The organism is Streptomyces sp. NPDC006476, assembly GCF_040612015.1.
In the GTDB taxonomy this organism is placed as follows: Bacteria; Actinomycetota; Actinomycetes; order Streptomycetales; family Streptomycetaceae; genus Streptomyces; species Streptomyces griseorubiginosus_B.
Genome location: NZ_JBEXPK010000027.1, coordinates 1 through 25,272, shown reverse-complemented (window position 1 = coordinate 25,272; position 25,272 = coordinate 1). Strand labels below are relative to the sequence as shown.

Here is a 25,272-nt window from a genome sequence, read left to right as displayed (position 1 = left end):
AGCCGCGGCCGGGACGCCGTGTGTTCCTGCCAGGTCGTTCCGGGAGCCGTGGGAGGCGGTCTGGTGTCCAGCGCAGCCGAGCAGGAGGCGGTGACGGAGGAGCGCGCCGCTCCGGCCGCCGCCGTGAACGGGGCACCGCGCAGGGTGCCCGCGGTGCCGGTGCGGCCGGGTGCTCCGACCCCGCTGGGGGCCAGGTTCCGGGTCGGTCCGGACGGTGTGGCGGGGACCAACTTCGCGCTGTGGGCGGGCGGGGCGGAGGCGGTGGAGCTGTGCCTGTTCGACGAGGGCGGCAAGGAGACCCGGGCCCGGCTGACCGAGCTCACGCACGAGATCTGGCACGGCTTCGTGCCGGGGGTCATGCCGGGGCAGCGGTACGGCTACCGGGTGCACGGCCGCTGGGACCCGTGGACGGGCGGCCGCTGGAACCCGGCGAAGCTGCTGCTCGACCCGTACGCGCGCGCGGTGGACGGCGACTTCGGCCTGCCGCCCGAGGTGTACGGGCACGTCCGTGACTGGCCGCAGCAGCATGTCGCCGACACCGTCCGCGACGACCGGGACTCGGCGCCGTACGTCCCCAAGGGCGTCGTCGTCCATGACGACGACGACTGGTCGGACGACCGCCGCCCCAAGACCCCGTGGGCGGACTCCGTCATCTACGAACTGCACGTGAGGGGCTTCACCAAGCTGCACCCCGGCATCCCGGAGGAGCTGCGCGGCACGTACGCCGGTCTCGCGCACCCGGCGGCGGTCGAGCACCTGGTGAAGCTGGGCGTCACGGCGGTCGAGCTGCTCCCCGTCCACCAGTTCGCCCACGAGGACCATCTGCTGCGCCGGGGGCTGAAGAACTACTGGGGCTACAACTCCATCGGCTACTTCGCCCCGCACGCCACATACGCCGCCTCCGGCACGACCGGACAACAGGTCGGCGAGTTCAAGCGGATGGTGCGCGCGCTGCACGCGGCCGGCATCGAGGTGATCCTGGACGTCGTCTACAACCACACGGCGGAGGCGGGCGAGCTGGGCCCGACGCTCTCCCTGAAGGGCATCGACAACCGCGGCTACTACCGGCTCCAGTCGGACGCGCGCAGGTACGCCGACTACACGGGCTGCGGCAACACCCTGCACGTGGTCCAGCCGCACGTCCTGCGCCTGATCACCGACTCCCTGCGCTACTGGGTCACCGAGATGGGCGTCGACGGCTTCCGCTTCGACCTGGCGGCCGCGCTGGCCCGCTCCATGCACGACGTCGACATGCTGTCGCCGTTCCTCGCGGTGATCGCGCAGGACCCGGTGCTCAGGCGGGTGAAGCTGATCGCCGAGCCGTGGGACGTGGGCTCGGGCGGCTACCAGGTCGGCGCCTTTCCCCCGCTGTGGACGGAGTGGAACGACCGGTACCGCAACGCCGTACGGGACTTCTGGCGGGGCGCGCTGCCGGACGTGCGGGACCTGGGCTACCGCCTGTCCGGCTCCAGCGACCTCTACGCCTGGGGCGGCCGCCGCCCCTACGCCTCGGTCAACTTCGTCACCGCGCACGACGGTTTCACCCTGCGCGACCTGGTGTCGTACGAACGCAAGCACAACGAGGCCAACGGCGAGGGCAATCGGGACGGCACCGACGACAACCGGGCGTGGAACTGCGGGGCCGAGGGCGAGACGGACGACGAGCGCGTCCGCGGGCTCCGGCGCCGTCAGCTGCGCAATCTGCTGACCACCCTGCTGCTGTCGACGGGCGTGCCGATGCTGGTCGCCGGCGACGAACTCGGCCGTACCCAGCGGGGCAACAACAACGCGTACTGCCAGGACAACGAAATCAGCTGGCTGGACTGGGAGTTGCTGGAGCAGCCCGGCTGGCGGGCGCTGTTCGACCTCACCTCCCGGCTGATCGCCCTGCGCCACCGGCATCCGGTGCTGCGCCGCCGCGCCTTCTTCTCGGGCCGCGCCCACTCGGCGGACGGACTGCGCGACCTCGCCTGGTTCACATCCCGCGGCACGGAGATGACGGAACGCGACTGGTACGCGCCCGCCGGCACGCTGGGCATGTACCTCTCCGGCCGGGACATCCCCGGCCGGGACGAGCACGGTGACCCCGTCCTCGACGACAGCTTCCTCGCCGTCCTGCACGCCGGTGACCGTCCCGTCACCTTCCTGCTGCCGGGTCCGCCGTGGGCGGAGCGGTACGAGGTGGTCGTCGACACGTCGAGGGAGACACAGTCGGAGGAGCCGGGGGTGGAGCACCGGGCGGGGACGGCGGTGACGGTGCCGGCGCGGGCGGTGTTGTTGTTGCGGGTGGTGGGCTGAGGCAACGTTGCGGAGCGGTGAAATCCCGGCCGTACCCCTGGCCACGGCTCATCGACCGCTGATCGACTGAGGCACATGTCTGAGATCTCCCGACGTTCCTTCGCCGGGCTGGTCGGGGGTGGTGCCGTGACCGCCGTCGCCGGTGCGGGCACCACCGCCGACGCGGCCCAGGCCGCCCCCGCCGAACAGCCCTTCAGAGCCCGGACCACCGCGTCCGGACAGCGCCCCAACCTCCTGGTCATCCTCGGTGACGACCTCGGCTGGGCCGACCTCTCCTCCTACGGCGCCCCGCACATCAAAACCCCGCACCTGGATCGGCTGGCCCGGCAGGGCTTACGGTTCACCGACGCGTACTCGGGGTCCTCGACCTGCTCGCCGACCCGGTTCAGCCTCTACACCGGGCGGTATCCGGGGCGTACGAAGGGCGGACTCGCGGAGCCGATCAACGACCGGTCGCAGGGGCTGGACCCGAGTCACCCGACCCTCGCCTCGCTGCTGAGGAAGGCCGGCTACGCCACCGCGCTCATCGGCAAGTGGCACTGCGGCTGGCTGCCCCACTACAGCCCCACCAAGTCCGGTTGGGACGAGTTCTTCGGCAATCACGGGGGCGTCCTGGAGTACTTCTCCAAGCTCGGGCAGCTCGGTGACTACGATCTCTACGAGGGCGACGCCGAGTACAAGGACCTGCGGTACTACACGAACGTCCTGACCGAGCGGGCCGTGGAGTACGTGCGCCGCAAGCACGACCGGCCCTGGCTGCTCAACCTCAACTTCACCACCCCGCACTGGCCGTGGCTGGCCGAGGGGGACGCGGAGACCGGCGCCGAGATCGCCGCGAAGATCCGGGCGGCGAAGACACAGCTGGAGATCAGCGACGCCCTCAACCACTGGGACGGCGGTTCCGTCGCCAAGTACACGGAGATGGTGGAGAGCCTGGACGCGGCCGTCGGCGAGGTGCTCGCCGCGCTGCGCCGCTCCGGGCAGGAGGAGCACACGCTGGTGTACTTCGCCAGCGACAACGGCGGTGAGCGCTGGTCGTACCTGTGGCCGCTCAGCGGCGAGAAGTTCGTGCTGCAGGAGGGCGGGATCCGCGTTCCGACCATCGTGCGCTGGCCGCACCGGATCGACGGCAACCAGGTCAGCCACGAGCCGAACTTCTCCCCCGACTGGACGGCGACCTTCCTGGAGGTGGCAGGCGCCCGCCCCGACCCGGCGTATCCCCTCGACGGCACCAGCCTCGCCGGCTATCTGCTGCGCGGCGAACGGCTCCCGGAACGTGACCTGTTCTGGCGGGTGCGGGACAACCGGGCCCTGCGGCGCGGGAGGTGGAAGTACTACCAGGACTCCGACGGCGACGACCACCTCTACGACCTCGGCGCCGACCTGCGCGAGCAGGCCGATCTGGCGCCGGACGAGCCGGAGTTGCTCGCGGAACTGAAGGACGCCTGGGAGAGGGTCGCCGGCACCCTGCTGCCCTACCCGGACTAGCCGAGGATGCCCCTCTGGTACGCGGTGGCCACCGCTGCCGCGCGGTCGCTGACGCCCAACTTGGCGTACAGGTGGGTGAGATGGGTCTTCACGGTCGCCTCGCTGATGAACAGTTCGCGGGCGATCTCCCGGTTGGAGGTGCCTCTGGCGACCAGGGCGAGGACCTCGCGCTCGCGCGCGGAGAGGGGTTCGTTGCCGGGGGCGCGCACGGCCGAGACCAGGCGGGAGGCGACGGCCGGGGACAGGACGGTACGGCCGTCGGCCGCCGCCCGGACGGCGCTGAACAGCTCGTCGCGGGGGGCGTCCTTGAGGAGGTAGCCGGTGGCGCCGGCCTCGATCGCGGGCAGGGTGTCGGAGTCGGTGTCGTACGTCGTCAGGACCAGGACCTTGGCCCGGGCGCCGCGGCGGGTCAGTTCGCGGATGGCGTCCACTCCCCCGCCGCCCGGCATGCGCAGGTCCATCAGGACGACGTCCGGGTCGAGTTCGGCCGCGCGGTCCACAGCCTCGACGCCGTTGGCGGCCTCGCCGAGGACGGTGAAGCCGGGCGCGGACTCGAACATGCCGCGCAGGCCGTCGCGCACGACCGGGTGGTCGTCGACGATCAGCAGGGTCACGAGGTCACTGGTCATGGCGGACCAACGGTACGCGAGCCGACAGGGCCGTGCCGTGCCCCGGCTCGGACTCCACGGTGAGGGTGCCGGCGATGCGTTCGGCGCGGGCGCGCATGCCGTCGAGGCCGAAGCCGCCGGTGCTGGTGCGGGCGGGGACGGTGAGCGGGTCGAAGCCGGTGCCGTCGTCGCGGATGTCGAGGATGACCTCCTCGCCGAGGAAGGAGAGGGTGACACCGACCCGGGTGGCGCGGGCGTGCCGCGCGGCGTTGGACAGGGCCTCCTGGACGATCCGCAGGAGGGTGGCGGAGACCTCCTCGTGGAGCTGTTCGGCGGTGCCGGTGACGGTGAACTCGGCGCGCACCCCGGTCCGTTCGCCCCATTCGGCGACGGTCTTCTTGAGCGCTTCGGGGAGGCCGTCGTTCTCCAGGGCGACCGGGGCGAGGTTGTGCACGGAGCGGCGGGCCTCGCCGAGGCTGTGCCGGGCCAGTTCCATGGCGCGGTCCAGGTGCCGGCGGGCCGGCTCCCGTTCCGGGGTGTTCGCGACGACCTGGAGCTGGGCGATGATGCCGGTCAGGCCCTGGGCGATGGTGTCGTGGATCTCCGCCGCGAGACGCCGGCGTTCGTCGGCGACCCCCGCTTCCCGTGCCTGGACGAGGAGTTGGGCGTGCAGGGCGGCGTTCTCGTCGAGGGCCTGCTGCAGGGCGGCGTTGGTGCGCTCGAGTTCCGCGATCGTCTCCTTGCGCTCGTGGGAGCGCTGGGTCTCCTGTGTGGTGAGGTGGGCGACCACCATCTGCAGGCCGGAGTTGAAGAACAGGAGCGCGGCGAACACCAGCCACTGGAGCCCGCTGGTGAACGGCATCCCGCCGGTCTGCGCCGCGGCCACCGTGATCGCGCTCGCGAACAGACCGAGCCGCTGCCATCTGCTGCCCGGGATGGTCTCGTCGGCGTCCATGTAGCCGCTGGCGGCGTAGAAGGCGAAGAACGGGTTGAGCCAGGTGAGGGCGAAGGCGAGGGCCCACCGGACGACGTAGTACGCCGTGCCGAGCCGGGACGGGGTACGGGCCCGGTCGGGCCGGCGCAGCCGGTATCCGTGCCACAGCAGCTGGAGTACGACCGCGCAGCCGACCAGGGCCCAGCCGGTGTACCACCTGACCGGGTGGGCCCGCGGATCGGCCATGGCGATCGCGGGGCCGAGACCGGTGGCGAGCAGGGCGTAGGGCCCCCACGTGTGCAGCTGATCCCAGCGCCGCTCGATCTGGCTGTCCCTCGCGGTCATCTCCCCAGTCTGCACGGCCCCGTCCCTACTCCCAGCGGAACCAGCGGCCCGCGGCGCCGGTCAGCAGCAGGATCCACACCACCAGCACTCCCAGGTGACCCCACCCCGGCCAGTGCCCGGCGGCCGCCTGGTTCAGCGCCTGGGCCGCCGCTCCGAAGGGGGTGTACCCGACGATCCTGCCCATCAGATGCGGCATGGACTGCACCGGCAGCCAGACTCCGGCGCAGAACATCGCGGGGAAGAACACGGCCGATCCGATCGCGCCGGCGATCTTCGTCGTGCGGGACAGCGCGGACACCACCGATCCGAGGGCGAGGGCGGCCAGTACGGCGAGGACGAGCGCGAGGCCGTATCCGAGGGGCTGCTCGGGCAGTCGTACGTCGAAGCCGAGCCGGCCGACCGCGAGGGCGAGCAGCGCCGACGCGAGGGCGGCGGCGCCGTACACCACCATCTGCGCGGACAGCAGGGCGGACGGGCGGACCGGTGTGGTGGCCATCCGGCGCAGGATGCCGCGCTCCCGGTATCCGGTGAGGGTCTGCGGCATGGACTGCAGGCCCCCGACGATCAGGCCGAGCAGGACGGCCACCGGGACGTAGACGTCGATGGTGCGCAGCCCGCCGAGGTCCTTCTGGTGCTCCCGGAATCCGGGGATGGAGCCGAGGATCACCAGCAGCAGGGTGGGGAAGAGCAGGATCCAGAAGATGGCGCCGGGTTCGCGGCGGAAGAGCCGGACCTCGGTGCGCAGTACGGCGGTGCTCATGACGCTGTCTCCTTGGTGTCGGCCTCCGTGTCGGCCTTCGTCAGGTCGAGGAAGGCGTCGTCGAGCGTGGCGTCCACGACGCGGAGCTGGTGGGCGGTGACGCGGTGGCGTGCGAGGAGGGTGATGACGGCGTTGACGGTCTCGTCGGTGCCGGCCAGCGTGATCCGGCCGTCCTTGTGCTCGACGGACGCGAGCGCGGGGAGGGCCTGGAGGTCACCGTCGTCCAGTGGGGCGGACGGGGTGAAGCTGATGACGGTGGCGCCCGCCGAGCGGCGGATCAGACCGGCCGGGGTGTCCAGGGCGGCCACCCGTCCCTTGTCGATGACGGCGATCCGGTCGCACAGCCGCTGCGCCTCCTCCATGAAGTGGGTGACCAGCAGGACCGTCACCCCGCTCGCCCGGACGTCCTCGATCAGCTGCCAGGTGTCCCGGCGGGCCCGCGGGTCCAGGCCGGTGGTGAGCTCGTCGAGGACGACGACGCGCGGGTTGCCGATCAACGCCAGGGCGATGAAGAGGCGTTGTTTCTGACCGCCCGACAGCTTGGCGAAGCGGGTGCCGAGCTTCGCGGTGAGCCCCAGGCGCTCGGCGAGCGGCGCCCAGTCGAGCGGGTGGGGATAGAAGGAGGCGTACAGCTCCAGCGCCTCGCGGACGGTGAGCTTGGGCTGCAGCTCGCTCTGCTGCAGCTGGGCGCCGAGCACGCGGGCCACGCGCGCGTGGTCGGCGACGGGGTCGAGGCCGGTGACGCGGACGCGGCCGCCGTCGGGGACACGCAGTCCCTCGACGCACTCGACGGTGGTGGTCTTGCCGGCGCCGTTCGGGCCGAGGATCCCGAAGATCTCGCCCTCCTCGACGGCGAAGGAGACGCCGTCGACGACGGGCCGGCCGCCGTAGGACTTGCGCAGTTCGCTGACTTCGATGACGGACATGGCATCAGGTTCGCGGTGGACGGCCGGCCACCACATCGGCCGTCGCGCTCGAAGGCGCATCAGCCGATCGGTTGATGCCGGTGTACGACCCCTCGAACGCGCAGGTCGTAGGACCAGCGGCCGACCCCGGTCCGGCCAAAACTCGGTGGGCGATGTCAGTGCCGGTCCGTACGCTCACCTTGATGCCCACGACACGTGCAACCACCAAGGACCGATCGGCCGTACGAACCCTGCTGCGTCTGTGGCCCTATGTGCGGCCCGTGCGGGCGCGGCTGCTGAGCGCCGCCGCCGTGGCGGTCCTCGCCTCCTGCGTAGGTCTGGTCATCCCGCTGGTCCTGAAGTGGATGGTGGACGGTCCGGTGGCCGACCGGGACCCGGCCGGCGTGTGGCTGGGCGCGCTGTACCTGCTGCTGCTCGGCGTCGGGGAGGCGGTGCTGTTCGGGCTGCGGCGCTGGCTGGTGGCGCGCCCGCTGTCGAGCGTCGAAGCGGGCATGCGGGCGGATCTGTACCGGCATCTGCAGCGGCTCCCCGTCGCCTTCCACGACCGCTGGGCCTCGGGCCAGTTGCTGTCGCGGGGCACCACGGACCTGATGCTGCTGCGCATGTTCCTGGCCTTCCCGCTGACGTTCCTGCTGGTCAACTTCGTGACCATTCTGATCGGCGTGGTCATCATGGTGCTCCAGGACTGGACGCTGGGGCTGGTGATCCTCGGGCCGGCCGTGCCGGTGATGGTCATGTGCGTGATCTTCGAGAAGCGGTACGCCCATGTGGCGCGCCTCGCGCAGGACCAGGTCGGCGATCTGACCACGGTCGTCGAGGAGAGCGTGCTCGGCATCCGGATCATCAAGGGGTTCGGCCGGCACCGCAGCCAGGCGCGGGCGTTCCGGGAGCTGGCGCGGACCCTGCGGGGGACGGAGCTGCGCAAGGCGGGGCTGCTGGCGACGATCTGGGCGGTCATCGTCACCCTGCCCGAGGTCGCCATCGGCGCGGCGCTGGTGGTGGGTTCGGTGCAGGTCTCCGACGGCTCGCTGACGGCGGGGACGCTGGTCGCGTTCCTGTCGACGGCCCTGGCGCTGCGCTGGCCGGTGGAGTCGATCGGCTTCCTGCTGGCGATGAGCCAGGAGGCGGCGACGGCGACAGAGCGGTACTTCGAGGTGATGGACGAGGCACCGGAGGACCCCGCCGTCGGCGCCGACGCACCGCGCTCCGGGGAACGCGGACTGCGCTTCCACGGCGTCCGCTTCCGCTACCCCGACGCGCCGCCCGACTCCCCGCCCGTCCTCGACCGCGTCGACCTGCACATCCGGCCCGGCGAGTCCATGGCCCTCGTCGGCGCCACCGGAAGCGGAAAGACGACCCTCACCGCGCTCGTCCCCCGCCTGCACGAGGTGACGTCCGGCCGTATCACCCTGGACGGCGCGGACATCGCCGCCATGTCCCGCGAGGAGCTGCGCGCCCAGGTCGCCATGGCCTTCGAGGAGCCCACGCTCTTCTCGGCGAGCGTCGGGGAGAACGTCCTCATGGGTGCGGGCGACAGCGCGGGCGCCGGCGAGCTGAACCGCGCCCTCGCGGTGGCGCAGGCCGACTTCGCGCACGCCCTCCCTCAGGGCACCGACACCCAGGTCGGCGAGCAGGGCCTCAGCCTCTCCGGCGGCCAGCGGCAGCGGCTGGCGCTCGCCCGGGCGGTCGTCGGCAGACCCCGGTTCCTGGTCCTGGACGACCCGCTGTCCGCGCTGGACGTGCACACGGAGGCCGCCGTGGAGGCAGCCCTGCGGGACGTCCTCGCCGACACCACCGCCCTGATCGTGGCCCACCGCCCCTCCACCGTCCTGCTCGCCGACCGGGTCGCCCTGCTCTCCGGCGGCCGGATCACCGCCGTCGGCACCCATCAGGAACTGCTGCGCACCAACGCCGAGTACGCCCATCTGATGTCCGGCACCGAGGAAGCGGAGGACGAGCGATGACGGCCCCGACGACATCCGTCCCGACGGCCGACGACGAACCGGATCTGCCCCGACCCAAGGACGCCGGCGACCCCTTCGACCGGGACGTCCTGCCCATGCCCCCGGGCGCCACCCGCGCGCTGCTGCGCTCCCTGCTCGCCCCCATGAAGGCCCGGGTCGCCTTCACCAGTTTCCTGCTGCTGCTCCAGCAGGCGGCAGTGCAGGCGGGCCCGCTGCTGGTGGCGTACGCGATCGACAGCGCCGTGCCGGCGTTCCGGCGCGACGACCACGGTCCGCTGATCGCGGTCGGCGCCGGGTACCTTCTGTGCGCGCTGGTCTCCGGCGGGCTGCAGTACGCGTTCGTCATCGCCTCCACCCGCGTCAGCCAGGACGTGCTGCTCGACCTGCGCGGCCGGATCTTCCGCCACGCCCAGGCGCTCAGCATCGACTTCCACGAGCGCTACACGAGCGGCCGCCTGATCTCCCGCTCCACCACGGACGTCGAGTCGCTGCGGGAGCTGCTGAACGAGGGCCTGCAGGAGCTGGTGACGGTCGTCCTGTCGTTCGTCTACATCTCGGCGATGCTGCTCTGGCTGGACCTCGGCCTCGGCGCGGTCGCGGTGGCGTCCTTCGTGCCGCTGTATCTGCTGGTACGGGTCTACCGGCGCCGTGCGGTGCGGGTGTACCGGGTGCGCTCCACCGCCATCGCCGCCGTCATCGTGAAGTTCGTGGAGACGATGAACGGCATCCGCCCGGTGCGCGCCTTCCGCCGTGAGGACGCCAACGACGCCGAGTTCCGGGTGCTCAACCGGCGGCACGAACGGGTCAACGGCGACGCCCTGCTGGAGATGGCCCGCTATGTCATCGGCTCGCGCCTGGTCGCCAACACGGCGGTCGCGGTGATCGTGCTGTGGGGCGCCTACCGGGTCGCGGGCGGCTCGCTGGAACTGGGCGTGCTGGCCGCGGCGGTGCTCTATCTGCGCCGCCTGTACGACCCGATCGACCGGCTCGGCATGTTCCTGAACTCCTACCAGTCGGCGGCCGCCTCCCTGGAGAAGATCGCCGGGCTGCTCGCCCAGACCCCGTCCGTCCCCGCCCCCTCCGAGCCCCGCGAACTGCCGCCCCTCAAGAGCGAACACCCCGGCCGCGAGGTCGTCTTCGACGGCGTCCGCTTCGGCTACCGCACCGGCGGCGAGGTCCTGCCCCGCTTCGACCTGACCCTCCCCGCCGGGCAGACGGTCGCCGTCGTCGGCTCGACGGGCGCCGGCAAGTCGACGCTGGCCAAACTGCTCGCCCGCTTCTACGACCCCTCCGACGGCCGGGTGCTCCTGGACGGCGTCGACCTGCGCGACCTGGCCGTGCCCGAACTGCGGCGCGGGGTGGTGATGGTGACGCAGGAGGCGTTCCTGTTCTCCGGCACGGTCGCCGAGAACATCGCCATCGGGCGGCCGGAGGCGACCCGGGAGGAGATCGAGCGGGCCGCGAAGGCGATCGGCGCGCACGAGTTCATCAGCTCCCTGCCCGACGGCTACGACACCGACGTACGCAAGCGCGGCGGGCGCATCTCGGCGGGGCAGCGCCAACTGGTGGCCTTCGCCCGCGCCCTGCTCGCCGACCCGGCCGTGCTCATCCTCGACGAGGCGACCAGCTCCCTCGACATCCCGGGCGAACGGGCCGTGCAGCGCGCCATGCTGACCGTGCTGCGCGGCCGTACGGCCGTGGTGATCGCGCACCGGCTGTCGACGGTGGAGATCGCGGACCGGGTCCTGGTCATGGAGCACGGCCGCATCGTCGAGGACGGCACCCCGGCCGACCTCGTCGCCGGTACGGGCCGTTTCGCCGATCTGCACCGGGCCTGGCGCGACAGCCTGGCGTGACGACCGGGCTCCGCGCCCCGGGGATTAATTCGATGGGCAGCCCGTCCTCACCGTCGGTAACCTCCAAGTCCGCCGGTGCAAGAGGAATCCGCGGATCCGGGATCGGGGAAGCATGATCGACGCTTACGAGGAGCCGGGCGAACCCGACCGTCGCGGCGGCGCCCGCTTTCTGCTCTGGCTGGTGCGCTGCCAGCCCGGCCGCTCGCTCGCCGGGGCCGTGCTGGGCAGCATGTGGATGGTCCTGCTGGCCGCCACGCCGTATCTCCTGTCCCGGGCGATCGACCAGGGCCTCGAACCCGGCGACTACCCGGCTCTCGCCCGCTGGACGGCCGCCCTGTTCGCGGTCGGGGCGTTCAACAGCTGGCTGAGCATCATGCGCCACCGCACGATGACCCGGGTACGGATGGACGCCAACTTCCGCACGGTGAAGGTGATCGTGGGACAGGCGGTCCGCCTGGGGGCCGCGCTGCACCGCCGGGTGGGCGCGGGCGAGGTCGTCACCATCGGGGTGGGCGACGTCCAGACGATCAGCCAGTCACTCACCGTGGTCGGTCCCGGGGTCGGTGCCGTCGTGGCGTATCTGGTGGTGGCCGGCCTCCTGCTCGCCGTCTCGCCCCTCATCGCAGCCGTCGTCCTGCTCGGGCTCCCCCTCATCGTCGTCCTCGTCGGACCGCTGCTCGCCCGGCTGCAGGGCACCGAGACGGAGTACCGGGAGCGGCAGGGCGTCCTCACGGCCCGTATCGCCGACCTCGCGGGCGGACTGCGCGTCCTCAACGGACTCGGCGGCAAGGGCCTGTTCGCGGATGCCTTCCAGCGCGACTCACAGCGCCTGCGCCGCCAGGGCTACCGGGTCGGCGCGGTCACCAGCTGGGTCCAGGCCCTGGGCGTCGGCCTGCCCACCCTCTTCCTCGCCGTCGTCACCTGGCTCGCCGCCCGCCTCGCCGCCCAGGGCTCCATCACCATCGGCGAGTTGGTCTCCGTCTACGGCTATGTCGCGGTACTGGTGGGCCCGGTGGCCTTCTGGGTCGAGTGCGGCTACCAGATCAGCCGGGGCCTGGTGTCGGCCCGCCGGGTCGTACGGTTCCTGCGCCTGGAGCCGTTGACGGACACCGGCACCCGCGACGCGCCCGCCGAGCCGTCAGCACTGCACGACCCGCAGTCCGGTGTACGGGTGGCCCCGGGCCGCCTCACCGCCCTGGCCTGCGCCCGCCCGGCCGACGCGGCCGCGGTGGTCGACCGCCTCGGCCGCTACACGCCCTCCACGGCCACCTGGGGCGGCGTCCCGCTCGACGAGATCGCCCTGAAGCAGGTCAGGGAGCACATCCTGGTCGCCGACCACGAGGCCGACCTGTTCGCGGAACCGCTGCGGTCCCTGATCGCCGGACGCGAGGAACGCCGGGAGCAGGACATCGAACGGGCCGTGCGCGCAGCGGTCGCGGAGGACATCGTCCAGGGCCTGCCCGACGGCCTCGACTCCCCGATCGACGCCCAGGCCCGCAACCTCTCCGGCGGCCAACGCCAACGCGTCCGACTGACCCGCGCCCTGCTCGCCGCCCCCGAGATCCTCCTCGCCGTCGAACCGACGTCGGCCCTGGACGCCCACACGGAGGCCCGGGTGGCACAGCGGCTGCGGGAGGCGAGGCAGGGCCGTACGACCCTGGTCACGACCACGTCCCCGCTGGTCCTTGACCGGGCGGACGTCGTGTACTTCCTGGTCGAGGGCAAGGTGGAGGCCGTGGGCACCCATCGTGAGTTGGTCGAAGGAGCGTCGGGTTATCGGGCGTTGGTGGCCCGGGACGAAGACGCCGAGGAGGCATTGAGGTGACAGCCGGACAACTCCCTCAGGGGCGCGGGGAACTGCGCGACCAGCCCCAACGCTCCCGCAGATCGCAACGCACCGAACCCCCCGAGCTCTCCCCGTCCAAACTCCCCGTAGCCGCCCCCCAAGACGTCCGCCGAGCAATGTTCCGCCTCCTCCGCGCGGACGCAAAGTCATTCACCGCCACCCTCACCCTCAACGCCCTCGCCGCCGCAGCGGGCCTCGCCGGCCCCTACCTGGTCGGCCGCATCGTCGACGACGTCCGCGCCGGCAAGGGCGTAGGCGCCGTCGACCACCTCGCCCTGGCCATCCTGCTCTGCTCCGTCGCCCAGCTCATGCTGGCCCGCTGGGCCCGCTACACAGGCCACCGCTTCGGCGAGCGCACCCTCGCCCGCGTCCGCGAACAGTTCGTCGACCGCGCCCTCGCCCTGCCCGCCGCCGTGGTGGAACGCGCCGGCACCGGCGACCTCACCGCCCGCGGCACGGCGGACGTCGCCCTGGTCGGCACCACCCTGCGCGACGTCGGCCCGGACCTGCTCGTCAACGGCGTTCAGGCGCTGTTCCTGCTCGGCGCGGTGTTCGCCCTGAACCCCCTGCTCGGCGGCTGCGGACTGCTCGGGCTGGTCGGCATCTGGTGCGCCCTGCGCTGGTATCTGGCCAGGGCGCGGGCGGGCTACCTCGCCGAGGGGGCCGCCACCTCCGACGTCGCCGAGATCCTCGCGGCCACGGCCTCCGGCGCCCGTACGGTCGAGGCGCTGCGCCTGGAGAAGCGCCGTGTCTCGGCGAGCCGCGACGCCCTGGAGACCTCCCGCCGCACCCGCCTCTACACCCTGTTCCTGCGCACCGTGTTCTTCCCGTCGGTCGAGATCTGCTACCTCGTCCCGGTCGCCTCCGTCCTCCTCGTCGGCGGCCTGCTGCACGACCGCGGCACCCTCAGCCTGGGCGCGGTCGTCACGGCGGCGCTGTATCTGCAGCGGCTCAGCGGCCCCCTCGACGAGATCCTGATGCGGGTCGAGCAACTGCAGAACAGCGGCGCCTCGTTCGCCCGCGTGGAGGGGCTGGCCCGGGCCCCGCGGACGGAGACGACGGACGCCGCCGCGCCGGCCGACGACCGGATCGACGTGAGGGGGGTGCGGTACGCCTACGACCGCGGGGGCGAGGTGCTGCGCGGGGTCGACCTGACGGTGCGGCCCGGTGAGCGGCTGGCCGTCGTCGGCCCGTCCGGCGCGGGGAAGACGACCCTCAGCCGGCTCCTCGCGGGCGTCGACGCGCCGACCGAGGGCACGGTGACCGTGGGCGGTGTGCCCGTCGTCGAGCTAGGCCCCGAGCAGCTGCGCCGGCAGGTCGTCCTGGTCACCCAGGAGCACCACGTCTTCCTCGGCACCGTCCGCGACAACCTCCGTATCGCCGAACCCACCGCGTCGGACGCGGAGTTGTGGGCGGCGCTCACGGCGGTGGGCGCCGACGAGTGGGTGCGGGAGCTGCCGGACGGTCTCGACACGAGGCTCGGCGAGGGGGGCCGCCGCACGGACGGCTCCCAGGCGCAGCAACTCGCCCTCGCCCGGGTGGTGCTGGCCGACCCGCACACGCTGATCCTCGACGAGGCGACCGCGCTGCTGGACCCGACGACCGCCCGGCACACCGAGCGCGCCCTGGCGGCCGTGCTGGAGGGCCGTACCGTCATCGCCATCGCCCACCGTCTGCACACCGCCCATGACGCGGACCGCGTGGCGGTCATGGAGGACGGCCTCCTCACCGAACTCGGCACGCACGAGGAGCTGGTGACCGCGCAGGGGGCGTACGCGGCGCTGTGGCGGACCTGGCACGGGTGACCCTGCACCAGGGGCGCCGGAACCGACCGGTACACCAGGGGCGCCGGACGACCGGCCAATGGTCCGCATACCGAACATGAACCTCCGGACAACGAACCATTTCCGGCCAACTTTCTGACGCGGTCCTGACAGAAACCGCAGACTGCTGCCACCCTTCCCACAGCTTCAACACAGCAACCCCACAGCTCCACCCCCAGTTCTGCCCGGACGGTCGACCCACCGTCCGGATCTCCCCTGGCCGCGCACCCCGTGGCCATGCAGAAGGAGTCAGTGTTGAGAAGCAGTTCCTCTCGCAGACGCACCTCCCCCACCGCGCACCGCCGGGCCGCCGCCGTGGCCCTCGCCGGGGTCACCGCCCTGCTCGCCGCGGCCGTCCAGTCGGGCGCGGCGTCCGCCGCCCCCGCCCAGAAGACGCCGTCGGCCGCGGTCAAGGGCAACCCCGCCCACGCGGCAGTGCACCTCTCCCCCTCGCAGCGCGCCGAACTGCTGCGCGACGCCGACACCGCCCGCGCGCAGACCGCCCGGGACATCGGCCTGGGGGCCAAGGAGAAGCTGATAGCCCGGGACGTCGTCAAGGACGCGGACGGCACCGTGCACACCCGCTACGAGCGCACCTACGCCGGACTGCCGGTCCTCGGCGGGGACCTGGTCGTCGACACCGCCAAGTCGGGCGCCACCAAGGACGTCATCAAGGCGACGAACGCGGCGATCAAGGTCGCGGACCTGACCCCGGACATCACGAAGGCGACCGCCGAGAAGCAGGCCGTCAGCCGGGCGAAGGCCCTCGGCGGCACCAAGGCGAGCGCCGACGGCGCCCGCGAGGTCGTCTGGGCGGCGAGCGGCAAGCCCGTCCTGGCGTACGAGACCGTCATCGGCGGCTTCCAGGACGACGGCACGCCGAACCAGCTGCACCTCATCACGGACGCGACCACGGGCAAGAAGCTCTTCGAGTACCAGGGCATCGAGACCGCGACCGGTGTCGGCAACACCCAGTACAGCGGCACGGTCTCGCTGACGACGACCCAGTCGGGCTCGAACTACACGCTGACCGACGGCGACCGCGGCGGCCACAAGACGTACAACCTGAACCACGGTACGTCCGGCACCGGCACGCTGTTCTCGCAGACGTCCAACACCTGGGGCAACGGGACCACGTCGAACGCCGCGACGGCGGGCGCCGACGCGCACTACGGGGCCGCGGAGACCTGGGACTTCTACAAGAACACCTTCGGCCGCAGCGGCATCAAGAACAACGGCGTCGGCGCCTACTCCCGCGTCCACTACGGCAACTCGTACGTGAACGCGTTCTGGGACGACAGCTGCTTCTGCATGACCTACGGCGACGGCTCCGGCAACGCGGACCCGCTGACCGCCATCGACGTGGCCGGCCACGAGATGAGCCACGGCGTCACCTCGAACACCGCGGGCCTCAACTACAGCGGTGAGTCGGGTGGGTTGAACGAGGCCACCTCCGACATCTTCGGCACCGGCGTGGAGTTCTACGCCAACAACTCGACCGACGTCGGCGACTACCTCATCGGCGAGAAGATCGACATCAACGGCGACGGCACCCCGCTGCGCTACATGGACAAGCCCAGCAAGGACGGCTCGTCCAAGGACAGCTGGTACTCGGGGCTCGGCAACCTGGACGTGCACTACTCGTCCGGTCCGGCCAACCACTTCTTCTATCTGCTGAGCGAGGGCAGCGGCGCCAAGGTCATCAACGGCGTCAGCTACAACTCGCCCACCGCGGACGGGCTTCCGGTCACCGGCATCGGCCGGGACAAGGCGCTGCAGATCTGGTACCGGGCGCTGACCACCAAGTTCACGTCCACCACCAACTACGCCTCCGCCCGCACCGGCACCCTGGCGGCGGCCGGGGAGCTGTACGGCACGACGAGCGCCGAGTACAAGGCGGTGCAGGACGCCTGGGCGGCCATCGCGGTCGGCTCGCGCTCCGGCGGGGGCGGCGGAGGCGGGACGTCGTACGAGAACACGACACCCGTGTCGATCCCGGACAACGGGCCCGCCGTCACCTCCTCCATCACCGTCTCGGGCAGGAGCGGAAACGCGCCAAGCAACCTTCAGGTGAGCGTGGACATCACACACACCTGGCGGGGCGACCTGGTGATCGATCTGCTGGGTCCGTCGGGCACCGCGTACCGCCTGAAGAACTTCAGCTCCTCCGACTCGGCGGACAACGTGCAGGCGACCTACACGGTCAACGCCTCGTCCGAAACAGCCAACGGGACCTGGAAGTTGCGGGTTCAGGATCAGGCGGCACAGGACGTCGGGAAGATCAACAGCTGGAAGCTGACGTTCCCGTAGACCGCGGGTGACGGCATCGGAACGAGGGCGCCGCCCCGGGGGGTCCCACTCCCGGGGGCGGCGCCCGTTTACATTCTTGAAACGTTCACCGGGGAGACGGTTTTCGGCCAACATCACGTCGGGGTCATGACATGTACGCGCCCCTGGTGCCACGCTTCCTGACAACCGCCGCACAACTTCACTGCACCCCCTCCTCCGGCTGCCCCACGCCGGGTGAGGACTCCCCCACCACAAGGAGCTTGTGTGACCCCCCTCTACGCGCGTCACAAGCGCACGACTCTGGCCGTCGCGACCGCCGTTGCCGCCGGAGCCCTCCTCACCACCGGTCTGACCACCGGTGCGGCCTCCGCCCAGACCCAGGCGGGCACGGCCATCGCACACCCGGCCGCCGCACCGACCCTGCTGTCGGCCGCCGCACGCACCTCGCTCATCCAGAAGGCCCAGGCCGACGTGGCCGAGACGGCTCAGCAGATAGGCCTCGGCGCCAAGGAGAAGCTGGTCGTCAAGGACGTCGTCAGGGACGCCGACGGCACCGTCCACACCCGCTACGAGCGCACCTACGCGGGCCTGCCGGTCCTCGGCGGCGACCTCGTGGTGCACACCTCGAAGGCCGGCAAGGCCGAGGGCGTCACCAGAGCGACCAAGGCGGCCATCAAGGTCGCCTCGCTCAAGCCGCAGATCACCGCGGCCAAGGCGGAGAAGCAGGCGGTGTCCGCCGCCAAGAGCCTCGGCTCCGCCAAGTCCACCGCGGACGGCGCCCGCAAGGTGATCTGGGCCGGCTCCGGCACGCCCGTCCTCGCCTACGAGACCATCGTCGGCGGCCTGCAGGACGACGGCACCCCGAACCAGCTGCACGTCATCACCGACGCCGCGACCGGCAAGAAGCTCTTCGAGTACCAGGGCATCGAGAACGCGACCGGCACCGGCAAGACGCTGTACTCGGGCACGGTCAGCCTGACCACCACGCTGTCGGGTTCGACGTACTCGCTGACCGACGGCTCGCGCGGCAACCACAAGACGTACAACCTGAAGCACGGCACGTCGGGCACCGGGACGCTGTTCACCAACACCACCAACACCTGGGGCACCGGCGCCGCCTCCAGCTCCAGCACCGACGTGACGGCGGCCGCGGACGCCGCCTACGGCGCGCAGGAGACCTGGGACTTCTACAAGGCCACCTTCGGCCGCAGCGGCATCAAGAACGACGGTGTCGGCGCCTACTCCCGGGTCCACTACAGCAGCAACTACGTCAACGCCTTCTGGGACGACAGCTGCTTCTGCATGACCTACGGCGACGGTGACGGCAACACCCACCCGCTGACCTCGCTGGACGTGGCCGGCCACGAGATGAGCCACGGTGTCACCTCGAACACCGCCGGGCTCAACTACTCGGGTGAGTCGGGCGGTCTGAACGAGGCCACCTCCGACATCTTCGGCACCGGCGTGGAGTTCTACGCCGCCAACGCCTCCGACCCGGGTGACTACCTGATCGGCGAGAAGATCGACATCAACGGCGACGGCAGCCCGCTGCGCTACATGGACAAGCCCAGCAAGGACGGCGGCAGCGCCGACTACTGGTCCTCGTCCGTGAAGAACCTCGACGTGCACTACTCGTCGGGTGTCGCCAACCACTTCTTCTACCTGCTGTCCGAGGGCAGCGGCTCGAAGACGATCAACGGGGTGAGCTACAACTCGCCGACGTACAACGGCTCCACGGTCACCGGCATCGGCCGCGCCAAGGCGCTGCAGATCTGGTACAAGGCGCTGACGACGTACTTCACGTCGACGACCAACTACAAGTCGGCCCGCACCGGCACGCTGAGCGCCGCGGCCGCCCTGTACGGCTCCGGCAGCACCGAGTACAACGCGGTGGCGGCCGCCTGGTCCGCCGTCAACGTGAGCTGACCCGAGGGGGGTTGGCGGGCGGTACCCGGGACGCAGGCGGTCCCGGGTACCGCCCTACCCTTGTGTCCCATGTCCTTCACGTACCAAGACGTCGGCGCGACTCGTCGGGCCGGCTTCTGCCCGCCGGGCTTCCACTCCCTGCATGTGCGGTCCCGGATCGGCGAGGGCGAGAAGGTCTTCCGCAGAGCCGCCGACGCGGTGCTGACCTGGGAGATGCACCGCGAGCTCGGCGTCGGCATCGACACTGCGGCGGAGCGGGCCGCACCGGACGTCGACGTCACCGTCACCCTCGCCGGCGTGATCAAGGCGCCCTGCCGGGTCGTCTACACCGTCGAGGAACCCCGCCGCGCCGGCTGGGCCTACGGCACGCTGGCCGGCCACCCGGAGTGCGGCGAGGAATCCTTCCTCGTGGAGCGAACCGGCGACGGCACGGTCTGGCTGACGGTGACCGCCTTCAGCCGCCCCGCCAAGTGGTACGCAAAGGCCGGCGGCCCGGCGACCCGGGGACTGCAGAACGCCTACGCCCGGCGCTGCGGGAAGATCCTGCGGAAACTCTGCGCCGACGTCTCGGAGTGGTGACCCTCGCACACGGATCAGCGGGGCCGACGGTCACGCCGGCATCGCTCGCGCGTGCTGCTCGCGCAGCGCCTGAGGGACTGGAGAATTCCCGGAACGTCACTGGCGGCTCAGTCCAAGTCCATGCTGTGGGTCTGCCGACGGTGGGGTTGTGTCACGAGGGCCAGCCGCCGGGGAGGCCAGATGTCCTCCCACTCGCTGAGGCTCAGCCCGCCGTCCTTGCGGAGCAGCCAGACCACCTCGAACTGGAAGTGCAGCACGGCGTCGCCCGCCACGCGTGCCAGCAGGGGCGCGACGAGCCGGATCATGTCGTCCTGCTGGTCCGCGACCTCGACTCCCTTGGTCATGCGGAATCCCACGGTCACCGTCGGGGTGAACCCGAAGGCGGTGACGACCGGGTGCCACGGCTGCGGCGGCCGCTCCGAGTTCATGTTCCTTCTGTCCCCTCGACGAGACGTCGAAGGCGGGCAAAGATCGCCCGCCCTCGCGCCGTCAGCGGAACAGCACCCCCGCTCCCTCCGCCGTCTCCTCCGTCGGCACCGTCACCAGGCCCAGCTCTGTGCTGGAGGCGAGGAGTCGGTGGGTCGGGAGGATGCGGACGGTGTAGCCGTAGGGGCCCGTGCGGTCCAGCGACAGGGGGCCCTCGTAGATCCAGCGGCCCTCGGGGTCGGGGCCGCCCGCCGGCTTGAGGGGGACCGTGGTCGCGTCGGCGATGCCGTCCTGGGAGTCCACCCGACCCGAGACCACCTGCACCTCGACGTCCTCGGGTCCGAGCTCGCCGAGCCCGACGCGCACCCGCAGCCCGAGCGTGCTGCCGAGTTCCGCGGTGGTCGTGGCGGCGGAGGTCTCGACGTGGTCGAAGGTCACCCCGTGCCAGGCTGCCCGCACCCGCCCCTTCCAGGCGGCGAGTTCGCGCGCCGAGTCGGGGTCCATGGCCCGGTGGGCGTGCGCGGCGGGCGTGTAGAGCCGCTCGACGTACTCACGGACCATCCGGCCGGCCAGCACCTTGGGGCCGAGGAGCGTCAGCGTCTGGCGGACCATCTCGATCCAGCGGTCGGGCAGCCCGTGCTGGCCGCGCTCGTAGAAGCGGGGCGCCACCCGCTGCTCCAGGAGGTCGTAGAGCGCCGCGGCCTCTATGTCGTCCCGGCGGTCGGGATCCGTGCCCACACCGTCCGCCGTCGGGATCGCCCAGCCGAAGTCCGGCTGGAACCATTCGTCCCACCAGCCGTCCAGCACCGAGAGGTTGAGGCAGCCGTTGAGCGCCGCCTTCATGCCCGAGGTGCCGCAGGCCTCCAGGGGCCGGAGCGGGTTGTTCAGCCAGATGTCGCAGCCGGGGTAGAGCTTCTGCGCCATCGCCATGCCGTAGTCGGGCAGGAAGACGATGCGGTGGCGCACCCGCGGGTCGTCGGCGAACCGGACCAGCTCCTGGACCAGACGCTTGCCGCCGTCGTCCGCCGGGTGCGCCTTGCCCGCGACGACGATCTGGACGGGCCGCTCGGGGTGGAGCAGCAGGTCCATCAGCCGGTCGCGGTCGCGGAGCATCAGCGTCAGCCGCTTGTACGACGGGACCCTGCGCGCGAACCCGATGGTCAGCACGTCCGGGTCGAGGACACCGTCGATCCAGCCCAGCTCGGCCGTCCCGGCGCCGCGTTGCCGCCAGGAGGCGCGCAGCCGGGACCGTACCTCGTCCACCAGCTGCTCGCGCAGGTTGCGGCGCAGCTCCCAGATGTCCTGGTCCGGGATCTCCGCGACGGCGTCCCAGCGGTCCGAGCCGCCGACCGTCAGGGCGTCCTCGGTGCGCTGGGCGCCGATCTGCCGGGCGCCGAGCCGGAAGACCTCGGGGGCCACCCAGGTGGGCGCGTGGACTCCGTTGGTGACGGAGGTGATCGGCACCTCCTCGGGGTCGAATCCCGGCCAGAGTCCGGAGAACATCTCCCGGCTGACCTGGCCGTGCAGCAGCGAGACGCCGTTGGCGCGCTGGCCGAGGCGCAGGCCCATCACGGCCATGTTGAACAGGTTGGGCTCACCCCCGGGGTAGGTCTCCATGCCGAGCTGGAGGATCCGTTCGACGTCGATGCTCGGCAGCTCCGCGTCGGAACCGAAGTGGTGGGCGACGAGTTCGCGGTCGAAGCGGTCGATGCCGGCCGGGACCGGGGTGTGGGTGGTGAAGACGGTTCCGGCCCGGACGGCCTCCAGCGCGGAGTCGAAGTCCAGCCCCCGGGCGCACAGTTCGGCGATGCGCTCCAGGCCGAGGAAGCCAGCGTGCCCCTCGTTGGTGTGGAAGACCTCCGGCTCCGGGTGGCCGGTCAGCCGGCAGTACGCCCGTACCGCGCGGACCCCTCCTATGCCGAGCAGCATCTCCTGCAGCAGGCGGTGCTCGCTGCCGCCGCCGTAGAGCCGGTCGGTCACCCCGCGCTCGCCGGGGTCGTTCTCCTCGACGTCGGAGTCCAGCATCAGCAGCGGGACCCGCCCCACCTGGGCCAGCCAGACGCGGGCGTGCAGCCGCTTGCCGCCGGGCAGCGCGAGGGAGACCTGGGCGGGGGTGCCGTCGTCCTCGCTCAGCTGGGCGACCGGCAGCTCGTTGGGATCGAGGACCGGGTAGTGCTCCTGCTGCCAGCCGTCCCGGGACAGCGACTGGCGGAAGTAGCCGTGCCGGTAGAGCAGGCCCACGCCGATCAACGGGACACCCAGGTCGCTGGCCGCCTTGAGATGGTCGCCGGCCAGGATGCCGAGGCCGCCGGAGTACTGCGGCAGGGCGGCCGTGATGCCGAATTCGGGCGAGAAGTAGGCGACGGCGGCGGGCAGTTCACCGGACTGCGCCTGATACCAGCGCTCGCCGGTCATGTAGTCGTCGAGATCGTCCTGCACCGCGCCCAGCCTGCGCAGGAAGCGGCGGTCCTCGGCCAGCTCCGCGAGGCGCGTCGGGGAGACGCCGCCCAGGAGCCGGACGGGATCGCCCTCCGAGGCGGCCCAGCGTTCGGGATCGACGGACTGGAAGAGGTCACGGGTCTCGGCATGCCAGGACCAGCGCAGATTACGCGCCAGATCACCGAGCGGCCGGAGGGGTTCGGGGAGAACGGGACGGACAGAAAATCGCCGGATCGCCTTCACATTCCACCTCGGCATACGTGCACAACAGGAGGACGCACGGCAGTGTGCGCCCCGTCGTCAATATCGACGGTATCGGGGAGAGGGGGTCCGCAACCACGGGACAACCAAGCCTGTCGCACAGTCGTACACAGTCCGGAAATCACCGCAACCTTCGCCCGTCCGCCATGGCCGACATGGCCGATTCCGCCCCGTAGGCACCCTTGTGGCGTTTCTCACCGCACGAGAGGCTGCACCAGAGGCTGCCAGGTGCAGTCGAAGGAGGGGGAACTCGGACATGGCACGGACGCGAACGCTGCGTCTGCGCCGGCTGGGGGGCCTGACCGCGGTGGCCTGCGTCGCCGCGCTCTCGTCCGGCACCCTGCCCGCGCACGCCGCAGCTCAGGGGCGGATACTCGGCGCCGGTGAGCCCGGCTCCGTCAGCGGAAGCTATCTGGTGACGCTCAAGGGGGGTACGAAGGCCCCGTCGGCGGCCGGAAAGGGCATCGCCGAGAAATACGGGGCGAGAATAAGCCAGACCTACGGCACGGTCCTCAACGGCTACGCTGTCCGGGCCAACGAGAGACAGGCCCGGCTCCTGGCGGCGGACCCGCAGGTCGCCTCGGTCGTCCAGGACACCCGCGTCGCCCTCGACGACACGCAGCGGAACCCGCCGTCCTGGGGCCTGGACCGGATCGACCAGCCGGCCCTGCCCCTGGACCGGGCCTACGCCTGGCCCCGGTCCGCAGGCGCCGGGGTGACGGCCTATGTGATCGACACCGGCGTCCGGATCACGCACAAGGACTTCGGCGGGCGGGCGAGCTACGGCTGGGACTTCGTCGACAACGACGGGACCGCCGCCGATGGCAACGGCCACGGCACCCATGTCGCCGGCACCATCGCGGGCCGCACCTACGGGGTGGCCAAACGGGCCGAGGTGGTCTCCGTCCGCGTCCTCGGCGACGACGGCTCCGGTACGACCTCGCAGGTCATCGCGGGTATCGACTGGGTGACCAAGCACGCGCACAAGCCCGCCGTGGCCAATCTCAGCCTCGGCGGCTCCCACAACGCCCAGCTGGACACGGCCGTACGCAACTCCATCGCCTCCGGTGTCACCTACGTCGTCGCCGCGGGCAACGACGGCCTGGCGGCCGCCCTGTACTCCCCGGCGGACGTCAAGGAGGCCGTCACCGTCGGCGCGACGGACCGGAAGGACGCACGGGCGGCCTTCTCCAACTTCGGCTCGGCCGTCGACCTGTTCGCCCCCGGTGTGTCGATCACCTCGGCCTGGTACGCGAGCGACACCGGGAAAGCCACCTTCTCCGGTACGTCGATGGCGACTCCGCACGCCACGGGCGCGGCCGCCCTCTACCTGGCCGGGCATCCGAAGGCCACACCGGCCCAGGTCGCCAAGGCGCTCGTGAAGCTGGCGGTGCCCGGGAAGGTGTCCGGGCGGGGCCTCGGGTCACCGGACGAACTGCTGCAAGTACCGCCCTCGTAGGGGCGCAGTCCCGGACTCGTCATCGAAGAGTCCGGTTTCCGGCCCCGTTCGTTCACGAACGGGGCCGGTCTTGTGCGTAGACATACGCGTGAGTAGTTAACAAAGTGCCGGATTGCCCACCCGAATAGGGTGGGAAGGCTCCTCCGGTAGACCGGCCCGTCTCTCGGGTACTCCGGAGAAACACCCAGCACCACCACACGCAGGACCCACCTCCCCACACCCATCCGCCCACCACCTGTATGACGCGGACAGGAGCGGTCATGCCCGCCACGCACCACTCGTCAGCACCCCCGACACCCAGCACCGAAGCGCCTCCCGTGCGCCCGGCCGATTCCGGACCGCCGGCCCCGGAGCCACCCTCCGCGGGCGCCACCGCCGGCATCGGGCGCATACCGGTCCTCGACGTCAGCCCGGTCGTTCAGCACGGCCGCAGGCCCGCCAAGGCCGTCACCGGGGAGTCGTTCGAGATCTCGGCCACCGTCTTCCGCGAGGGACACGACGCGGTCGCCGCGAACGTCGTCCTGACCGATCCCGAGGGCCGCCCGGGCCCCTGGACGCCGATGCGCGAGCTGGCGCCGGGCACCGACCGCTGGGGCGCGACCGTCACCGCGGGCGCCCCCGGCCGGTGGACGTACACCGTGGAGGCCTGGGGCGACCCGATCACCACCTGGCGCCATCACGCCCAGATCAAGATCCCGGCGGGGATGGACACGGATCTGGTGCTGGAGGAGGGGGCGCGGCTGTACGAGCGGGCGGCGGACGGTCTGCCGCCAGTGGAATGTGACATAGTACTGGCCGCCGTCGCCGCCCTGCGCGACGAGAGCCGCCCACCCACGGCCCGTCTGGCGGCGGCGTTGACGCCGGAGGTGGACGCGGTCCTGGCCCGGCATCCGCTGCGGGAGCTGGTGACGGCCTCCGAGACGCTGCCGCTGCTGGTGGAGCGGGAACGGGCCCTGTACGGCGCCTGGTACGAGTTCTTCCCCCGCTCCGAGGGCACCGCCGAGCAGCCCCACGGCACCTTCCGCACCGCCGCCCGCCGGCTGCC

16 protein-coding genes and 1 pseudogene are annotated in these 25,272 nt (G+C 71.6%); 11 read left to right on the top strand and 6 right to left on the bottom strand.

Annotated elements, in window-relative coordinates:
- Window positions 1-63 precede the first annotated feature (63 nt).
- Together glgX and ABZZ74_RS28280 are read left to right on the top strand one after the other, a co-directional pair.
- The gene (gene glgX / locus ABZZ74_RS28285) at window positions 64-2,298 is read left to right on the top strand and encodes a glycogen debranching protein GlgX (protein WP_356769577.1); all 2,235 of its coding nucleotides are present in this window, start codon (window positions 64-66) and stop codon (window positions 2,296-2,298) included.
- 75 nt (window positions 2,299-2,373) lie between these two features.
- Window positions 2,374-3,786: a sulfatase-like hydrolase/transferase gene (locus ABZZ74_RS28280; RefSeq protein ID WP_356769575.1), complete on the top strand. Its 1,413-nt coding sequence runs from the start codon at window positions 2,374-2,376 to the stop codon at window positions 3,784-3,786.
- Here the strand turns inward: ABZZ74_RS28280 and ABZZ74_RS28275 are convergent.
- From ABZZ74_RS28275 to ABZZ74_RS28260, 4 genes are read right to left on the bottom strand one after another with little or no spacing between them, the layout of a single operon-like run.
- On the bottom strand, window positions 3,783-4,415 hold the full coding sequence (locus ABZZ74_RS28275) for a response regulator transcription factor (RefSeq protein WP_356769573.1): 633 nt from the start codon (window positions 4,413-4,415) through the stop codon (window positions 3,783-3,785). The two genes, ABZZ74_RS28280 and ABZZ74_RS28275, sit on opposite strands and share 4 nt — an antisense overlap.
- Window positions 4,405-5,673 (bottom strand): sensor histidine kinase, encoded by a 1,269-nt coding sequence (locus ABZZ74_RS28270; RefSeq protein ID WP_356769571.1) that lies wholly within the window; start codon window positions 5,671-5,673, stop codon window positions 4,405-4,407. Before ABZZ74_RS28270 ends, ABZZ74_RS28275 begins: the two co-directional genes overlap by 11 nt.
- A gap of 25 nt (window positions 5,674-5,698) precedes the next feature.
- Window positions 5,699-6,433: an ABC transporter permease gene (locus ABZZ74_RS28265; protein ID WP_356769569.1), complete on the bottom strand. Its 735-nt coding sequence runs from the start codon at window positions 6,431-6,433 to the stop codon at window positions 5,699-5,701.
- Window positions 6,430-7,359 carry an ABC transporter ATP-binding protein gene (locus ABZZ74_RS28260; RefSeq protein ID WP_356769567.1) on the bottom strand — a complete coding sequence of 310 codons (930 nt, stop codon included), beginning with the start codon at window positions 7,357-7,359 and terminating at the stop codon, window positions 6,430-6,432. The genes ABZZ74_RS28265 and ABZZ74_RS28260 overlap by 4 nt, the downstream gene beginning before the upstream one ends.
- 182 nt (window positions 7,360-7,541) lie before the next feature.
- On the opposite strand from ABZZ74_RS28260, the gene ABZZ74_RS28255 reads away from it, so the two are divergent.
- From ABZZ74_RS28255 to ABZZ74_RS28225, 7 genes are all read left to right on the top strand, one after another.
- Complete coding sequence (locus ABZZ74_RS28255; protein ID WP_356769565.1) at window positions 7,542-9,323, top strand: ABC transporter ATP-binding protein; 1,782 nt, start codon at window positions 7,542-7,544, stop codon at window positions 9,321-9,323.
- Window positions 9,320-11,179: an ABC transporter ATP-binding protein gene (locus ABZZ74_RS28250; RefSeq protein WP_356769563.1), complete on the top strand. Its 1,860-nt coding sequence runs from the start codon at window positions 9,320-9,322 to the stop codon at window positions 11,177-11,179. The genes ABZZ74_RS28255 and ABZZ74_RS28250 overlap by 4 nt, the downstream gene beginning before the upstream one ends.
- Before the next feature lie 112 nt (window positions 11,180-11,291).
- Entirely contained in the window at window positions 11,292-13,004 is a 1,713-nt protein-coding gene (locus ABZZ74_RS28245; RefSeq protein WP_356769561.1) for an ABC transporter ATP-binding protein, read from the top strand.
- 137 nt (window positions 13,005-13,141) lie between these two features.
- A complete protein-coding gene (locus tag ABZZ74_RS28240) occupies window positions 13,142-14,830 on the top strand; it encodes an ABC transporter ATP-binding protein (RefSeq protein ID WP_356769559.1) in 1,689 nt (562 codons plus the stop codon).
- A gap of 273 nt (window positions 14,831-15,103) precedes the next feature.
- Window positions 15,104-17,158: a M4 family metallopeptidase gene (locus ABZZ74_RS28235; RefSeq protein WP_356769557.1), complete on the top strand. Its 2,055-nt coding sequence runs from the start codon at window positions 15,104-15,106 to the stop codon at window positions 17,156-17,158.
- A gap of 243 nt (window positions 17,159-17,401) precedes the next feature.
- Complete coding sequence (locus tag ABZZ74_RS28230; protein ID WP_356769555.1) at window positions 17,402-19,063, top strand: M4 family metallopeptidase; 1,662 nt, start codon at window positions 17,402-17,404, stop codon at window positions 19,061-19,063.
- 69 nt (window positions 19,064-19,132) lie between these two features.
- Window positions 19,133-19,642, top strand: a complete 510-nt coding sequence (locus ABZZ74_RS28225) for a DUF1990 domain-containing protein (RefSeq protein WP_356769553.1) — start codon at window positions 19,133-19,135, stop codon at window positions 19,640-19,642.
- A 107-nt stretch (window positions 19,643-19,749) separates the two neighbouring features.
- On the opposite strand, the pseudogene ABZZ74_RS28220 reads toward ABZZ74_RS28225, so the two are convergent.
- Window positions 19,750-20,082, bottom strand: a pseudogene (locus ABZZ74_RS28220) (SitI3 family protein); the annotation flags it as partial.
- Window positions 20,083-20,131: 49 nt separating this feature from the next.
- Window positions 20,132-22,750, bottom strand: a complete 2,619-nt coding sequence (locus tag ABZZ74_RS28215) for a glycosyltransferase family 1 protein (RefSeq protein WP_356769748.1) — start codon at window positions 22,748-22,750, stop codon at window positions 20,132-20,134.
- 274 nt (window positions 22,751-23,024) lie between these two features.
- Between ABZZ74_RS28215 and ABZZ74_RS28210 the strand changes: the two genes are divergently transcribed.
- Both ABZZ74_RS28210 and ABZZ74_RS28205 read left to right on the top strand, forming a co-directional pair.
- Complete coding sequence (locus ABZZ74_RS28210) at window positions 23,025-24,227, top strand: S8 family peptidase (protein ID WP_356769551.1); 1,203 nt, start codon at window positions 23,025-23,027, stop codon at window positions 24,225-24,227.
- A 260-nt stretch (window positions 24,228-24,487) separates the two neighbouring features.
- Window positions 24,488-25,272: maltotransferase domain-containing protein (locus tag ABZZ74_RS28205; RefSeq protein WP_356769549.1), on the top strand; the 785-nt coding region annotated here is incomplete at its 3' end.

Bases quoted from the DNA above. Each gene is read 5' to 3' on its own strand.
- ABZZ74_RS28280 (WP_356769575.1), top strand. From the start codon at position 2,374: ATGTCTGAGATCTCCCGACGTTCCTTCGCCGGGCTGGTCGGGGGTGGT.
- ABZZ74_RS28275 (WP_356769573.1), bottom strand. From the start codon at position 4,415: ATGACCAGTGACCTCGTGACCCTGCTGATCGTCGACGACCACCCGGTC.
- ABZZ74_RS28270 (WP_356769571.1), bottom strand. From the start codon at position 5,673: ATGACCGCGAGGGACAGCCAGATCGAGCGGCGCTGGGATCAGCTGCAC.
- ABZZ74_RS28265 (WP_356769569.1), bottom strand. From the start codon at position 6,433: ATGAGCACCGCCGTACTGCGCACCGAGGTCCGGCTCTTCCGCCGCGAA.
- ABZZ74_RS28260 (WP_356769567.1), bottom strand. From the start codon at position 7,359: ATGTCCGTCATCGAAGTCAGCGAACTGCGCAAGTCCTACGGCGGCCGG.
- ABZZ74_RS28255 (WP_356769565.1), top strand. From the start codon at position 7,542: ATGCCCACGACACGTGCAACCACCAAGGACCGATCGGCCGTACGAACC.
- ABZZ74_RS28250 (WP_356769563.1), top strand. From the start codon at position 9,320: ATGACGGCCCCGACGACATCCGTCCCGACGGCCGACGACGAACCGGAT.
- ABZZ74_RS28245 (WP_356769561.1), top strand. From the start codon at position 11,292: ATGATCGACGCTTACGAGGAGCCGGGCGAACCCGACCGTCGCGGCGGC.
- ABZZ74_RS28240 (WP_356769559.1), top strand. From the start codon at position 13,142: ATGTTCCGCCTCCTCCGCGCGGACGCAAAGTCATTCACCGCCACCCTC.
- ABZZ74_RS28225 (WP_356769553.1), top strand. From the start codon at position 19,133: ATGTCCTTCACGTACCAAGACGTCGGCGCGACTCGTCGGGCCGGCTTC.
- ABZZ74_RS28210 (WP_356769551.1), top strand. From the start codon at position 23,025: ATGGCACGGACGCGAACGCTGCGTCTGCGCCGGCTGGGGGGCCTGACC.